Genomic DNA, 15,543 nt, shown 5'->3' on the forward strand with positions numbered 1-15,543 from the left:
TCTTAAGTTTAGAAATAGAAAGTGGAGGTCCTCATGTCTAATCATTACTTTGATCCAAGACTAAAAATTTTTTCTTTGAACTCTAACAAACCTTTAGCAAAAAAAATTGCTGATGCTGTTGGTGTTGAGTTAGGAAAATCAGAAGTAAAACAATTCAGCGATGGTGAAATTCAAATCAACATTGAGCAAAGTATCCGTGGTAGTCACGTTTATTTAATCCAATCAACTAGTAACCCAGTTAACGACCATTTAATGGAGCTGTTAATTATGATTGATGCGTTAAAACGCGCAAGTGCTCAAACAATTAACGTTGTTATGCCTTATTATGGCTATGCTCGTCAAGATCGTAAAGCTCGTTCTCGTGAGCCAATCACGTCTAAGTTAGTAGCGGATATGCTTGAAAAAGCTGGTGCAACACGTATTTTAGCACTAGATTTACATGCTGCTCAAATTCAAGGATTCTTTGATATCCCAGTTGACCATTTAATGGCAGCTCCTCTTTTAGCTGATTACTTTATTGATCATGGCTATGAAGGAGACGATGTTGTCGTTGTTTCTCCAGATCACGGTGGCGTAACGCGTGCCCGTAAATTGGCTGAAGTTTTAAAATCACCTATCGCGATTATTGACAAACGCCGTCCAAAAGCGAATGTTGCTGAAGTAATGAATATCATTGGGGAAGTTAAAGGTAAAAAATGTGTCTTAATTGATGACATGATTGATACAGCTGGTACTATTACACTAGCTGCTGAAGCCTTAAAAGAAAAAGGGGCAACAGAAGTAGTTGCTTGTTGTACTCACCCTGTTCTATCAGGTCCAGCTATCGAAAGAATCGATAATTCATCCATTGAAAAATTAATCATCACTGACTCAATTTTATTACCAGATGACAAACAATCTGATAAAATTGAAATCGTTAGCGTTGGCGAATTAATGGGAGATGCGATTAAACGCATTCATGAAAATAAACCTGTTAGTCCACTTTTTGAAACTAAAAAATAATAAAGAAACTGTTAACAGCTAAAAAGTTGTTAACAGTTTTTATTTTATTCCTCTTTTTTTTGTGAAGCCTCTAACTTATTTTGTTCAATTAGTAACTCACGAATATCATTTAAAATAGCTTCAGTTGTTTCTGGTTCCTCTTCTTCAATCTCTTCTGCTTCTTTTTTAGGAATAATCGTATTTGCTTTATTAACAGCTTTAATAATCAAGAATAAGACAAATGCCGTAATTAAAAATGTGATAACAGCTGAAATAACTGCACCATAATCAAATTTTATACCATTAACACTAAAACTTAATCCCTTTGTGGCATCCTCAACATTTTTTACATCGTTAAAGATTAAACTGATAACTAGCCCTATTAACGGCGTAATAACATTGTCTGTTAATTTTGTAACAATACCAGTAAATGCTCCCCCAATAATAACACCAACTGCTAAATCCAATACATTTCCCCGTGAAATAAACTCTTTAAATTCTTTTAACATATTAATATCCCCCCTAATACTTACTCATTATACAAAAGAATTTTTTAATGTGCATTAATTTTGATTTGACACATGAAATATTTGTAATATATGATATGATATTGTAAAGAACAATAATAATACACTTCTTTAAGTGATTCCTTAATCTTTTCTTAAGATTACTTTTTTTCGCTTAAAATCAAGTGTTTTCCTATCAAATTACCTCGATTTTTGGTAATCTAGTTAGGTGTATCTTATTTTACAAATACAGACACCATCTGATCAACAAAGGAGATTAGATTTATGACTTTCGAATTAAATAAACAAGTGAATTTACACGTCATTCCGACTGAAAAATATAAAACTGTACGTGTTTTGGTGCGCTTTGCGACACCCTTAAATAAAGTAACTAGTAGTCAACGCTCTTTACTTGCGAGCTTAATGGAAACTAACAGCCTTAATTATCCTGACCAAGTCGCTTTAAGTAAAAAATTATCTGACCTTTACGGAGCAGGTTTTGGAATTGGAGTTAGTCGAAGTGGTAATGAACACTATTTTACTATTTCTCTAAATATTATTAACGATGATTTAGTACCAAATGGAACAAGTGTTTTAGAATCCTCTGTGGCCTTCCTAAAAGAAATCATATTTTCACCTAATATTAAAGACGGCTCTTTTGAACAAGACACATTTAATCGGGAACAAGCTAATTTAATTGAATACATCAACTCTATTTTTGATGATAAACAAACATACGCTGCTCTTTCTCTTCAAAATTTATTCTTTTCTCAATCAAGTAGTCAACGAACACCAAGTTTTGGTGATGTTGAAACGATTGAAAAAGAGACAGCTGCTTCACTGGCTGATTATTACAAAGAGATGATTGCTAATGATCGTGTGGATATTTTAGTCATTGGTAATGTTGCTGAAGGTTATGTAGAACGTTGCTTTAAAGATTTTGGTTTTTCTGATCGTGAAGCTTTTTCTGTTCCACTATTTTATCAGCCACCTTTTCAAAATGTCATTCAGCAAAAAACAGAGAGCCTACCTGTTGTTCAATCTAAATTAAATTTAGCTTATCATTGTGACATTTTTTATTATGATGACCTTTATTTTGCTTTGATGGTCTTTAACGGACTATTTGGTGGCTTCCCTCATTCTAAGCTCTTTTTAAATGTTAGAGAAAAACATAGTTTAGCTTATTATGCGAGTAGTGCCTTAGAGCCCTTTAGAGGACTTGTAACAGTTCAAACAGGTATTGATGGTAATAACCGAGAGAAAGTGCTAAGACTGATTAACGAGCAGCTTAAAGAGCTTGTTAAAGGAAAAGTAAGCGAAGAAGACTTACATCAAACAAAAGTCATGTTGAAAAATCAATATTTACTTGGTTTAGATAATCAACGGGCACTCTTAGAACAGGCTTATTTAAAAGTAAAAGTACCTGTGGCAGATATTTCTCAAGAAGAATGGTTGGGCCGAATTGATGCTGTAACGATTGCTGACATTCAAGAAGTTGCTAAAAGCGTTCGCTTACAAGCTGTCTATTTCATGGAAGGAGAGAGAAATTAATTATGAAGAAGATTTTTTATCCTTCAATCAACGAAACCCTTTATACAGGTATTTTAGATAACGGGTTAGAAGTAACCTTACTTCCTAAACCTGATTTTCATAAAACTTATGGGTTGTTCACTACTAATTATGGCTCCATTGATAATGAGTTTATCCCTTTAGGACACGATTCTTTTACAAAAGTACCTGATGGCATTGCTCACTTTTTAGAACATAAATTATTTGAAAAAGAAGATGAAGATGTATTCCAAAAATTTGGGAGACAAGGTGCGTCAAGTAATGCCTTTACTAGCTTTACTCGTACAAGCTACCTCTTTTCAAGTACGGATAATATGTTGGAAAATATCCAAACTTTAATTGATTTTGTTCAAGACCCTTACTTTACAGAAGAATCTGTAAACAAAGAAAAAGGAATTATCGGTCAAGAAATCCAGATGTATCAAGACGACCCTAACTGGCGCCTTTACTTTGGTATTTTAAACAACCTTTATCCAAAACATCCTCTTCATATTGATATTGCAGGAACAGAAGAAAGTATCTCACATATTACAGCTGAAGATTTATACCTTTGCTACAATACCTTCTATCATCCTAGCAACATGAATATTTTCATTGTAGGAAAAATGGACCCTGAGCAGTTAATGCAATTTATTATTGATAACCAAAAACAAAAAGAATTTGTTAAAGCTCAACCAATTGAACGTCGTTTCCCAGTGGAAAATGCAAAAGACATTATTAAAGAAGATCAAATTAATCTTTCTGTTAGTCGCCCAAAAGCGATTGTTGGATTAAAAGGACTTGATGATGTTCCAGAAGACGGGTTTGAACGTCTTAAATATCAAACGACTCTTCAATTACTTTTACAATTACTCTTCGGGGACACCTCTGAGAGTTATTTAAGCATGTACAATGAGGGACTAATTGATGATTCCTTTTCATTTGAGTTCACTCTAGATCGCAGTTTTCACTTTGCTGATTTTAGTACTGATACAAATGAACCAGAGCGTTTTGCCAATCAAATGATTAACTTGATTTTAAAATCTAAGGACAGTCCTGAATTAACTGAACGAAACTTGAATTTAGCTAAACGAAAAATGATGGGTAAACATTTGAAATCTCTTGATTCTCTTGAGTATATTGCAAATCAATTTAGTGGAGCCAAATTTGGGGACACTACCCTTTTTGATTTAGCTGAAATTATTGATAGTATCGAATTAGATGATTTATTAGCTGCTCAAGAAGCATTTGTTAGACCAGAAGGATTAAGCCGCTTCTTTATTTATCCAAAATAAAAGCTCGGTCTATAGTCTAATTGGCAAAAATAAAAAAATTTTATATAGTATAAAGAGAAGAAACAGATGATTTAATTAGCCGTTACACCTCTAGTCAGGATGCATTTAGTTTTGATAAGCTACCTGAAAAACAGACACGGCAATTTTAGAAAGAAGGGGCGAAGACTTGGAAACGATTGGTGAAAAATTGAGAGCTGCACGTCTTGAACGTGGCCTTACAATCGGTGATTTACAGCGAATAACTAAAATACAACGACGTTACTTAGAAGCAATAGAAGACAATGATTTTGACGCCATGCCAAGTGATTATTACAAACGAACATTCATTAGACAATTCGCCGAAGCAGTTGGACTTAATCCAAAACCGCTTTTAAGACGTTTAGACGGCAAACCAGAGCGAAACGACTTAATGAATACAATGGCTTTATCGATCCCTGTAAAGGGCTCTAGAAAGTCAAAATACAATGAAACTAACACCAAAAAGAATTTAGTCAAATCTTATATTCCTGTAGCCTTACTTGTTTTGGTTGTGATGGGAATTATTGGGACGATTGGCTATGCTATCTTCATCGATTCAGAGCAAGGGCCTATTGTTCCGATACCAGATAAAACGACAAACCTAGCTGGCTCTAACACATTAGAATCAGAGAGAACGTCAGAGTCTAAAGAAGAAGATAGTTCATCAGCTGAATCAACTGATGAGAAAAAAGAAAAGAAAACGAAGAAAAAAGATAAAAAAGCTGCTGCTTTCACATTGGAACAAGATACTGGGGATTATGCTGCCTTTACAACTAAGGAACTTGAAAAACCTGTAAAAGTTACCTTTAAAGGTACTGACGGCCCTGCTTGGGTTGGTCTACAATCTCCTGAAACGCAAGAATTATTTTATCAATACACGATTCAACCAGGTGAAGACTTAGAAACGTTTGTCCCTGAAGAAATGACTAGTTTTGATATTGTCGTAGGTGCTGCGCCAAATGTTAAAATTAGCATTAACGGTGAGGAGCTTAAATTTAACGAAAAAACTCCCACAACTGGTAAAAAAATGATAACATTAAAGACAGATAGTTCGGATGCAGATTCGACTACAACTACAAATGAACAGAAAGAGGTATTTGAATAAGATGAATTTACCTAATAAACTAACTGTGCTCAGAATCTTTATGATTCCTGTCTTTATTATCCTTGCAGTTGCACCATTTAATTGGGGTGAAATAAGTATTCTTGGAACATCTTTAGAAGTAACTCAATTAGTTGCTGCAATTATTTTTGCTATTGCTAGTATTACCGACTGGTTAGATGGTTACATCGCTCGTCGTGATAACCTAGTAACTAATTTTGGAAAATTTGCTGATCCTTTAGCGGACAAAATGCTTGTTATGACAGCTTTCATTGTTTTAGTAGGACAAGGAAAAGCGGCTTCTTGGATTGTTGCAATCATTGTTTGTCGTGAACTAGCTGTAACAGGCTTACGTCTTCTACTTGTAGAGGGTGGCGAAGTTATGGCTGCTGCTTGGCCAGGTAAAGTTAAGACAGCAACCCAAATGGTGGCGATTATTTTATTATTAATCAACAATATTCCATTTGCCGGTCTTAATTTACCAGTTGATCAAATTATGCTTTATACTTGCTTAATTTTCACCATCTACTCTGGTGTTGATTATTTCGCTAAGAACAAAGACATTTTTAAAGATTCTATGTAAAATCAAGGGGCTAACTCTTGATTTTTTTATTTTTTATGATTAAAGTAATAGTAAGTTTTATATACTAATTAAAAGGAATGATTCACTATGACATCCATGTTTAAATCCATTCAACGACACGCTTTACTAAGAAGTATTGCTTATATCTTACTAGGTATTGCCATCTTTTTAGAGCCAAACAAAGTGTCCCAAACTATTTTATATTTAATTGTTGGCTATAATGTTGTGATGGGTGTATTTAATTTAATTTCATCTATTAAAAACAAACAAAATGGGTACAGCTCTTCAACACCTGTTGCAATTTTTTATTTCATTTTCGCTTTGATTTTATTCTTGTTTGCTAAACCACTTGTTGCCTCTCTACCTTTCTTCTTAGGTTTGATGTGTGTTATCGGTGGCGGTGTTCGTCTATCTCAATCACTAGGTTTAAGACAGTACGTTAATGTTAATTGGTTACCAATGTTCATCTACGGCGCTATTACGATTGGTGCTGGTGTTCTATTAATGGTCTTCCCATTCTCTAGTGCGATGATGTTCTTTAGATTTTTCGGCGTTGTATTGACTCTAGCTGGTATTTCAGAGTTAGTTGCCTTTATTCGCTTTAGAAATTTTGATATGTAAGGTCGTGACAAATGATTAATCAAGTCGATATTATGTTATACGTTAATAATGTTAATGAGGCTGCTGAGTTTTGGCAAAAAGGCTTTGGTGTAACAGAGGTTGAAACTGTTGATTTACCAGAATCTTTTTTATCTATTAAATTAACACTTTTAAATCAAGTTTCACTGCAGTTATTTGATAAAGTTTTTATTCAACAATTTTCACCAGAAGTTGCAATGAACACCCCTTCCCTTTTATTTAAAACAGATAACATTGAAGCTCTTCATCAACAACTTAAACTGGTTAGTCCTTTTGTTAGTGAGATAATTAATGAAACAGGTGTTAAACAATTTCATTTTTCAGATAAAGAAAATAATTATTTCGCTGTAATGGCTAATAAATAAACAAAACAGAGCATGAAACCCAAGGTAAACCTTGAGTCTCATGCTCTATTTCATTTAATTCTTCTGTTATGAATTCTGTGTAACCTTCATAATAGTAGCTGATATCTATGCCTCTCATGTAAATTTCCCGGTTATCAATTTGATCAGTCAACGCATTCTTAATAGCAAATTTCAATTCAATATCTTTAACAGGACTTCTTTCCATTGCTAGAAGATAGTCTTCTTTATCAATTAAATTCCAGTTAACAACTGATTTTAATTGGGCTTTTAATATTAAATCTAGCCATATCCGCATACTTCTTCCGTTTCCTTCTCTAAAGGGATGAGCAATGTTCATCTCAACATATTTTTCAATAATTTCCTCAAAAGAATTTATCAGCATTTGATCAATATTATTTAAAGCCGGCTCTAGATACACAACTGGTGCGAATCTAAAATTTCCTTATGAAATATTGACAGAACGTCTTTCTCCTACAAAAGAATAGATGTCTTGAAATAAAAAATGATGGATAAAAGATAGACTCGCAAATGTTCCAACTGCTAAAGGATCTATTTTCCCTGATTCATATAGTTCTTTAGCTCTTAGTTTACTTAGCCTCTCTTCTTCTTTGTTCAGCAGTAACTGATTTTCAATGTTTAATTTATTTTCTAACATCTTATTCTCTCCTAAACTACTTATCCACTTCTTCTTTTGGAGGAACTATTTGAGGTAATCCATGTTTTTTATGTTCTGTTTTAACTTCAAGTAAATCTAGTAGGAAGACAAATACTGGTATACCAATAATCAATCCCCACACACCAAAGAATTTCTCTGAGAACATTAAAACAACAAACACATAAAAGACTGGTAGATCAGTTTTACTACTCATTAATTTAGGATTTAAAATATATGACTCAATCCCATGAATCACTGCAATCATAATTAAAATATAAATAATATTTTGTACGCCACCATCTGTATACGCAATTAAACTAAGTGGGATACATGAAATAATTACACCTGCTACTGGGATCAAACTTAAAATAAAAATCATTAAAGCTAAACTAAGCAACTGCTCTTGAGGAAATTTCATTAGATACAAGCCAATTGTTGTTAGCAATGTGTTAATCAAAGCAATAATAAATTGCGCTTCAATTACCACACCAAATGTGTTGATAAATTTGCGACCTAAATAACCCACATCTTGACTGAAAACACCTATCTTACTCTTGTAAAAAGCTCTACCAAAATCTGTTACCCATTCTTTTTCAATAATGAAAAAGAAACTTAGCATAAACGACATGAAGAAAGTTAATCCCATCGAGCCAATACTTGTAATCGTATTGAAAATAACTTTTGCTCCTGTAGTTAGTTGTTGCTTAATATCTTGGAAATTCACATTAGCTGAAATCCATTCGAATAATCTGTTATCACTATTAACTCGTTGATAGAAAGAAAAAACTTCCTCAATCATTTTAATGGTTTGATTAAACATTTTTGGTACATAAACGGTAATTGAAAAATACAAGAAAATCACAATTAGCAAATAAACAGCTATCACGATTATCTTCTTCGGTATTTTTATGACGCTATGAATACCTTCAACACCTCGAACAATTAAATACGTTAAGATAAAAGTTAATAAGACTAAACTTAAAATATTTCGAATTAAAAACAAAATCAAACAAACTGTCAATAACACCAATGTTCTTCTTGCCGAATCATTGGCTTTTAATCGATGCCATAAATCAATCATACTTCTTTTTTACCTCCTCTTAGCCGTTGGGGCTAGTCTTATTTTACGCTAAACAAAAATTAAAAGATAGTTATTCAGTGCAATTCAAACCAAGCGGAGTTAAGACAAGTGTTTTATAGTAGCTATCTAATTTTTCAGACGTTACCCCTTCCTGATTTTTCGACCACTCATCTAAAGATTGAATACTTCCAACGACGTGTCTTGCCATTAAATCAGTCGGTAATTGATTAGGACTAACCTCTTTCAATATTGCCTTAAATGAAGCTGTCATTTGCTTTAAGAAGAAACTATTAACCGTTTCAAGAAAGCGATCATCTGATTGGTTGCGGAAAATTAATTGCTCGGCTTCTGATTTTTGATAGAATTCATCGGCTGTTTTAAACGGTGCATAAAACTTTTCTCTTTCATCTAATTCAAAGAAATCATTCCATAGAATAAATAATCCAAATTCTAAGAGTTGGTACTTATCTTCAAAGTGACGATAAAAAGTAGAACGATGAATGTTAGCATCTTCACAGATTTCCCTTACTCGGATATCTCCAAAGTTTTTCTTTTGATTAACCATCATGTCAAAAAAATGATTCCATATACTATTATCCATTGCTTCTTTCACTATGATTAACCTCCTTTTTTTCTGGTTTTAGCGACATTATATCCTTTTGTCTCTTATCAGACAAGAAAAAACACGTTACAATAAACTTATCAAGAAAGGGGAGCTTTTTATGACAAACAGAAAAATAATTCTTTATATCGCAACCAGTATTGACGGGTTTATCGCTGATAAGAATGGTGACATCGACTGGTTAGGAACAGGTGCGATAGAAGAAACGGTGGACACTTCTTATGAAGATTTTTATCAACATGTTGACACGGTTATTTTAGGTAGAAAAACATATGACCAAGTAACGACTTCACTAGCTCCTGACAACTACCCTTACGCAGATAGTATTTCTTATGTTTTAACTTCTCAATTACGAGAAAACAAAGAAAACATAATCTTTACAGATCAATCTGTCGTTGATCTTGTGACTAAACTAAAAAGTGAACCAGGTAAAGACGTTTTTATTGTTGGTGGTGCTAGTATTATTCAACCTCTTGTTGAAAATGATTTAATTGACGAATATATTTTAGCGACTATTCCAGTTATTTTAGGTGAAGGAATTCCTTTATTCCATCCTATCAAAAGGGCTGTTACCTTAAAACCTGTGTCTGTTAATTTAATTAATCAGATTGTTTATCGAACTTATCGCAGCTAATTTATTTTTAAGTGTTGACTTTTTTTTAAAGTCAGACTATACTTCTTGTATCAAAAAGACTAAAGGAGGGTACCGAATTGAACATTGTTTTATTTAATAGACTAATTCTAATAAATAAACAGTGAGTTCGCGTATCCTTATGAAGAAAAATTGAATAGCTTAATTTATTTAAGCTATTTCGCACTCCTGTCAGGTATAGGAGTGCTTTTTTGTGTTTTAAAAAGGAGGATGGACTGAATGCTACTAACATTACCTATCTAAAAAAATATAAAGAAAAAGGTGATTCACATGATGAAATTAACTCATATCTCTCTAATCGAAGAAAAAACAGGACGCTCTCTTATTAGCGATCTAGATCTTGTCATTAACCAAAATAGCAAACTAGCTATCATTGGTGAAGAAGGAAACGGTAAGTCAAGTTTGCTACACGTCATAAGAAACAGACAAGATTTAATCCCTTACCTTCAAGTAGAAGGAAAAATCGATTCTACTTATCAATCCATTGGCTACTTAAACCAATCTCTAGATGCTGAAAACTCTGATTTGATTGTTGCTGATTTATTTGAAGAAATGACGTGGGATAATTTATTAATTGAAGCAATGGAAGCTTTTCAAATTGATAATTTATTTAGTACACAACGCTACGCTGACTTGTCTGGTGGTGAAAAATTAAAATACCAACTTTTAGCTATTTTAGCGACTAATCCTGAAATTCTCTTATTAGATGAGCCGACTAACAACTTGGACTTAAACGGTATTGAATGGCTAGAAACTTTTATCAAGCAATTAAGTATTCCCGTGATTTTTGTTTCCCATGACGAGGCATTTATCCAAGCAACAGCAAACGAATTACTTCATCTTGAATTAACAAAGAAAAACCAAGTCCCTCTTTATACCTTGTCTAAAGATGACTTTTATACCTATAAGGAAAAACGAGAAAAAGCTATTACATCTCATAATCTTCAAGTCAAAAATGAGCAACGTGCTTTGAAAAAACAAGAAACTAAGTTACGTGATGTTTGGAATAAAGCAGAACATCAACACACACAAGTGTCTCGAGCTGATCCAAGACTTCAGAAAAAAGTGAAGTCTCTCAAACAGCAGAAAGAAAAATTGGCGACTCAAAAAGACAATGTACAAGACATTCGAACCATTGAAGAACAACCAACCTTTTTCTTTGCTCCTGTCTCATCACCCAAAAAGAAACAACTTATTTTGGATTTAGACTTACCTGTTTTAGAAAATGAAAAAGGCGTATTAGCTAAAGACATTCACTTACCTATTTTTACTCAAGATAAACTAATTATTACGGGAGAAAATGGTATAGGAAAATCAACTCTTATTAGAAAAGTAAATGAGACTTTACAGCAACAATCTAAATATAAAATAGGCTTTATGCCACAAAATTACGAAGAAGTCATTGATCTATCTAAAAGTGTTTTAGAAGTACTTAATACAGGTGAAAGTAATGAAGAGCAACGCATTAGAACACTGTTAGCTAACCTAAACTTTACAAGAGACGAGATGCTTCATGCCGTTAGTGAACTAAGCGGTGGTCAACAAGCTAAAATCCTGTTAGTGAAACTAATGCTTGAGGAAAATGAGGTTCTTATATTAGATGAACCTACTCGCAATCTAAGTCCTTTAACTAACCAATTTTTCTATGATGCACTTAGTGAGTATCAAGGAACCATTATTGCTATTTCCCATGATAGAAAATTTATTTCATCTCTTGATGAGAAGCAACTATATGAATTGACGGTGGAAGGTTTGAACCCTCAACAAAACTAGGAAAAATTCCGTCAACATTTACCTCACAATAAACGTTGACGGAATCCCTATTTTTTCAATTCCCTCTGCTTTCAAAACAAGTTCAAAGGCTTGTCTACCAATTTCTGTAAACTGGTAATCAATGGTTGAAATATTTAATAACTGGCTGCTTAACTGATCTTCTTGTCCAACTAAAAATGGCAGTGGCAGGTTATGATCTAGATAGTATTGCCTGGCTCCTGTGACGATATCATCTCCATTTGAAAAAATAACCTCTGGCACAATTCCATTTTCTACCCATTCTTTAGCTGCTTGATAACCATCTTTATAAGTTGTAACACCTGTCTTAACTAGCTCTTTTTCCGGTTCATTCTTAAAAATTCTTCGATAGGCACCTAGTGTTTCTTTACTTGTTGCACTCAGTTTTTCTTCACGGCTTAAAAAGAATCCTACATTATTATATTGTTTTTCCTTTAGCCAAGTGAAAGCTTCTGTTAGTGCAATACGACGCTTGGCATATACTGCAGAAATAGGTACATCATATGGATCTTCACAACAAATAATCGGACCATATTTCGTATACTCAGCTAATTTTTCTAAGGGTACTCCGTGAGATGTAAATATTAAGCCATCATAAGCATTACTTCTTAGTTGCTCTAGGTATTCGATTTCCTTTTCTTCATCATACTCAGAGGGTAATATCACCAAATGATAAGGTGTTTTAAAAGCAGCATCTATAGCACCTGTCAAAATTTCGGTAAAAAAAGGATGTTTCGTGTTAGGTAGGACAAAACCAATATTGAGTGTTTTTCCACGACTTAAATCTCTTGCGATATCACTTGGAACATAGTCTAGCTCTTCAATTACTTGCTGAATCGCTTGTCTTGTTTCAGTAGAGACATGTTTTTTTCTATTTAAAACTCTTGAAACCGTTGAAGCCGAGTAGCCACTTTTTTTGGCAATATCATGAATAGTCGTCACTTGTTTCATCTCATTTCTAACATTTATTTTCTTCATTATATTTTCTAAAACCCGTTTCAGGTCAAGTTAAAGATGAAATTCTTTTTCTTTTTAATTCGACCAATTGATTTTTCTCATCAAATAAACCGAGATAAATATCTGGTTGTGTCATATTTAAAAAATCAGTATATCCAAATTGCCCAGATGTTAGCTCATGAAATAGACAAGCTAAAAAAGTACCATGGGAGCTGATAACCACCTTTTGACTTGAGTCAGTAACAATCTCTTCAAAACAAGTAACAGCACGCTTTCCCACTTCTACCAGAGACTCTCCATGGTTTGTTTTAAAGCTTTTATCATCCCATTGTCTTTTTGTGAACTCATCAAAATCGATTAACCATTCATTGATTTCTCTTTCTCTTAGGTTTTCTTTTATTACTATCGGTTTACTTATAGACTCTGAGATAGGTTCCACTGTCTGAACTGCTCTTACACAAGGGCTTGAGTATATGGTATCTACATGTTCTAAATTAATTATTCTTTTTAATTCCTCAGCTAATTGTTGCCCTTTTAAGGTTAAGGGGCTGTTAGATCATCTTGAATACTAGTATCTCGAATGGAGTGCCTGATAAAATAGATCTGTTTCATTCTATTTCTCCGATAAATTTTTTAAGACGCATTTTTTCTGCTTCAGTCACGAGGGTGTAATCTATTAGTATGTTTGTTAAACGTTCTCTAGGAATCCCTACTTTTTCAGGGTAGTCTTCAGTTTTTATTTGTTTAGTCTCTACTTTATCTTCTACTTCTACTAAAAGTAAGATAGTATCAATTTCTTCATCTGTCAGTTTTTCAGAGGCGCTTAATTCTAAGTTAATCATTTCTTTAAGACTATCTCTTCCTAACATTTTTCCTAAACCTACTGCAATTTGTTTAATTTGACGCATAATCCAGTCTTTTTCTTCATAACTCATTTTTATGCACCTCCATTTTTTCTTAATTATAACACAGCTAAAAAAACGCTTACCAGCTTAATTATAGTCCACTAACTTGATGTATAATATAAGTAAAATGTTGGAGGTGCTCTATGAGTGATGTCTTTTTTATTCCTATTGTTTTAATAGCTATTATTAGTTTTGTAGTTATTTTCGAAATCACTAATCGACTTAAATTAAAAAAACAAATTAAACATGACTGGGGAAAATTCCCAACTAATCAACGAAAAGATTCAGAAAAAAGTTTACGAGCTGCTGGTTTTCTAAAAAAAGAGTCTGAATTTATCGTGGATGATTTAACTTGGTCTGATTTGAACATGTTTGATGTATTTCAACGTATTAATTTGACTTACTCAAGTATCGGCTCTGAAAGTTTGTATGAAAGCTTACGTTCATACTCGTTAGAAACTAATGCAACTCACCATGAAAAAATGGAAGAATTAATTACTTTTTTTAACGAGAATCCATCGGAAAGAGAAGCTGTTTCTTATCAATTTGCTCGTCTTGGAAAAAAAGATTTCAATTACGCAAAAGCCTATCTTAATCAACAGGTGCTTACCCCTTTTAGTCATCGGTTTTTATTTGTTTTTCTCGGGTTACTGCCTATACTAGGTTTTATTTCTGCTATATTTCTGGGTTCTATCGGTATTTTAATTGGTATCTCAGCTTTGTGCTTTAACACCATTTTCTATCTTATAAAAAAAGGACAATTAGAAACTGAACTAGCCACAATGAGTTATCTAGTTCAAGGTATTTCTTTAAGCGTCACACTTAGCAAAAGAAATTTACCTATAAAAAAAGAACTCACTGAATCAACCCATTCTTTGAAATCACTTTTAAAATTTGCTTCTTCATTTCGTGTCAAAACAGGGAGCGAAACAGAGCTTATGTTTGAGATGATTACAGCCTCTTTCTTACTGCCTTTTATTTCCTATGGATCTGTTTCTCAAAAACTAAAAAAATACTCAACAGAAGCACAAGAAGTTTGGCATTTGTTAGGCAACTTAGAAGTGGCAATCGCTATTTTAAACTTACGAACTATTTACGAATCTAATTGGTGTTTACCAACTGCTTCTTCTAATGGCGTTACGGCTGCTAATGTCATTCATCCTTTACTAAGTGAGCCTGTACCTAACTCTGTTAATTGGGAACACAGCACCCTTGTAACGGGTTCTAATGCTTCTGGAAAATCAACTTATGTCAGAAGCGTGGCTATCAATGGCCTATTAGCCCAAACTATCCACACTTGTTTAGCAACTTCTTTTTCATTGAAACCAGGCTATGTCTTGTCATCAATGGGTGTAGAAGATAACGTCATTGAAGGGGACAGCTATTTTATCGCTGAATTAAAATCACTAAAAAGATTAGTTGAGCAAGTTAAGAAGGAAAATTTTTGCTATTGCTTCATAGATGAAATCTTGAAAGGAACTAATACGATTGAGCGTATTTCTGCTTCTTCAAGCATGATTCGGTGGTTGGCCAAACAAAATCAACTAGCCTTTGTGGCTACTCACGACATCGAGTTACCTCAAATTTTAGCTAAAGAATGTGAGAATATCCATTTCGAAGAAACTGTCTCAGAAGCTGAAGGTATCTCCTTTGACTATCAGGTTAAAGAAGGTGTTGCCACCTCTAGAAATGCTATTAAATTAATTGAAACGATGGGATTTCCAGATGAAATCATTCAAGACTCTTTTGAAGAAGCTACTTATTTTGACAAAAACGGAGCATGGTGTAGTAAAAAGTGAGTTGTTTATGATATGATATGCCTAATAAATTAAGGTGGTTAAAT

The 15,543-nt window shown here is 33.4% G+C and carries 15 protein-coding genes and 2 pseudogenes; 10 read left to right on the forward strand and 7 right to left on the reverse strand.

The genetic code is table 11. The features are described from left to right. The first annotated feature begins 33 nt into the window (after positions 1–33). Positions 34–1,002 (forward strand): ribose-phosphate diphosphokinase, encoded by a 969-nt coding sequence (locus tag H9L18_RS14330; protein ID WP_126794461.1) that lies wholly within the window; start codon positions 34–36, stop codon positions 1,000–1,002. 44 nt (positions 1,003–1,046) lie between these two features. Here H9L18_RS14330 and mscL read toward each other — a convergent pair whose 3' ends face one another. After that, positions 1,047–1,490 (reverse strand): large conductance mechanosensitive channel protein MscL, encoded by a 444-nt coding sequence (gene mscL / locus H9L18_RS14335; RefSeq protein WP_126794464.1) that lies wholly within the window; start codon positions 1,488–1,490, stop codon positions 1,047–1,049. A gap of 282 nt (positions 1,491–1,772) precedes the next feature. Here mscL and yfmF point away from each other — a divergent pair, with 282 nt between their 5' ends. The 6 genes from yfmF (at position 1,773) to H9L18_RS14365 (ending at position 7,037) form a co-directional block, all read left to right on the forward strand. After that, positions 1,773–3,038 (forward strand): EF-P 5-aminopentanol modification-associated protein YfmF, encoded by a 1,266-nt coding sequence (gene yfmF / locus H9L18_RS14340; protein WP_126794468.1) that lies wholly within the window; start codon positions 1,773–1,775, stop codon positions 3,036–3,038. A gap of 2 nt (positions 3,039–3,040) precedes the next feature. Then, positions 3,041–4,330, forward strand: coding sequence for an EF-P 5-aminopentanol modification-associated protein YfmH (gene yfmH / locus H9L18_RS14345; protein ID WP_126794470.1), 1,290 nt, complete (start codon positions 3,041–3,043; stop codon positions 4,328–4,330). Positions 4,331–4,496: 166 nt separating this feature from the next. Further along, entirely contained in the window at positions 4,497–5,453 is a 957-nt protein-coding gene (locus H9L18_RS14350; protein WP_185847496.1) for a helix-turn-helix domain-containing protein, read from the forward strand. Position 5,454: 1 nt separating this feature from the next. Beyond that, positions 5,455–6,033, forward strand: a complete 579-nt coding sequence (gene pgsA / locus H9L18_RS14355) for a CDP-diacylglycerol--glycerol-3-phosphate 3-phosphatidyltransferase (RefSeq protein ID WP_126794475.1) — start codon at positions 5,455–5,457, stop codon at positions 6,031–6,033. A gap of 87 nt (positions 6,034–6,120) precedes the next feature. Next, positions 6,121–6,654: an HdeD family acid-resistance protein gene (locus tag H9L18_RS14360; RefSeq protein ID WP_126794478.1), complete on the forward strand. Its 534-nt coding sequence runs from the start codon at positions 6,121–6,123 to the stop codon at positions 6,652–6,654. Positions 6,655–6,665: 11 nt separating this feature from the next. Continuing rightward, on the forward strand, positions 6,666–7,037 hold the full coding sequence (locus tag H9L18_RS14365; RefSeq protein WP_126794481.1) for a VOC family protein: 372 nt from the start codon (positions 6,666–6,668) through the stop codon (positions 7,035–7,037). A gap of 55 nt (positions 7,038–7,092) precedes the next feature. On the opposite strand, the pseudogene fic reads toward H9L18_RS14365, so the two are convergent. The 3 genes and pseudogenes from fic to H9L18_RS14380 form a co-directional block, all read right to left on the reverse strand. After that, positions 7,093–7,692: pseudogene (gene fic, locus H9L18_RS14370) on the reverse strand (protein adenylyltransferase Fic); the annotation flags it as partial. A 16-nt stretch (positions 7,693–7,708) separates the two neighbouring features. Continuing rightward, on the reverse strand, positions 7,709–8,770 hold the full coding sequence (locus H9L18_RS14375) for an AI-2E family transporter (protein ID WP_221884898.1): 1,062 nt from the start codon (positions 8,768–8,770) through the stop codon (positions 7,709–7,711). A gap of 73 nt (positions 8,771–8,843) precedes the next feature. Then, positions 8,844–9,386, reverse strand: a complete 543-nt coding sequence (locus tag H9L18_RS14380) for a TetR/AcrR family transcriptional regulator (protein ID WP_126794488.1) — start codon at positions 9,384–9,386, stop codon at positions 8,844–8,846. Between the two features lie 109 nt (positions 9,387–9,495). Between H9L18_RS14380 and H9L18_RS14385 the strand changes: the two genes are divergently transcribed. Continuing rightward, positions 9,496–10,029, forward strand: coding sequence for a dihydrofolate reductase family protein (locus tag H9L18_RS14385; protein WP_126794492.1), 534 nt, complete (start codon positions 9,496–9,498; stop codon positions 10,027–10,029). 288 nt (positions 10,030–10,317) lie between these two features. Next, positions 10,318–11,820 (forward strand): ATP-binding cassette domain-containing protein, encoded by a 1,503-nt coding sequence (locus tag H9L18_RS14390; RefSeq protein WP_126794495.1) that lies wholly within the window; start codon positions 10,318–10,320, stop codon positions 11,818–11,820. 18 nt (positions 11,821–11,838) lie between these two features. Here H9L18_RS14390 and H9L18_RS14395 read toward each other — a convergent pair whose 3' ends face one another. The 3 genes and pseudogenes from H9L18_RS14395 to H9L18_RS14405 all read right to left on the reverse strand — a co-directional run bounded on the left by H9L18_RS14395 (position 11,839) and on the right by H9L18_RS14405 (position 13,730). Next, positions 11,839–12,816, reverse strand: a complete 978-nt coding sequence (locus tag H9L18_RS14395; RefSeq protein WP_246433297.1) for a LacI family DNA-binding transcriptional regulator — start codon at positions 12,814–12,816, stop codon at positions 11,839–11,841. A gap of 25 nt (positions 12,817–12,841) precedes the next feature. Then, positions 12,842–13,336 (reverse strand): annotated as a pseudogene (locus tag H9L18_RS14400) (histidine phosphatase family protein); the annotation flags it as partial. A gap of 67 nt (positions 13,337–13,403) precedes the next feature. Next, positions 13,404–13,730, reverse strand: coding sequence for a hypothetical protein (locus H9L18_RS14405; protein ID WP_126794501.1), 327 nt, complete (start codon positions 13,728–13,730; stop codon positions 13,404–13,406). 113 nt (positions 13,731–13,843) lie between these two features. Here H9L18_RS14405 and H9L18_RS14410 point away from each other — a divergent pair, with 113 nt between their 5' ends. Continuing rightward, entirely contained in the window at positions 13,844–15,499 is a 1,656-nt protein-coding gene (locus tag H9L18_RS14410) for a MutS-related protein (RefSeq protein WP_126794505.1), read from the forward strand. The last annotated feature ends 44 nt before the right edge of the window (positions 15,500–15,543 follow it).

Origin of the sequence: Vagococcus carniphilus, assembly GCF_014397115.1 — a bacterium.
Taxonomy (GTDB): Bacteria; Bacillota; Bacilli; order Lactobacillales; family Vagococcaceae; genus Vagococcus; species Vagococcus carniphilus.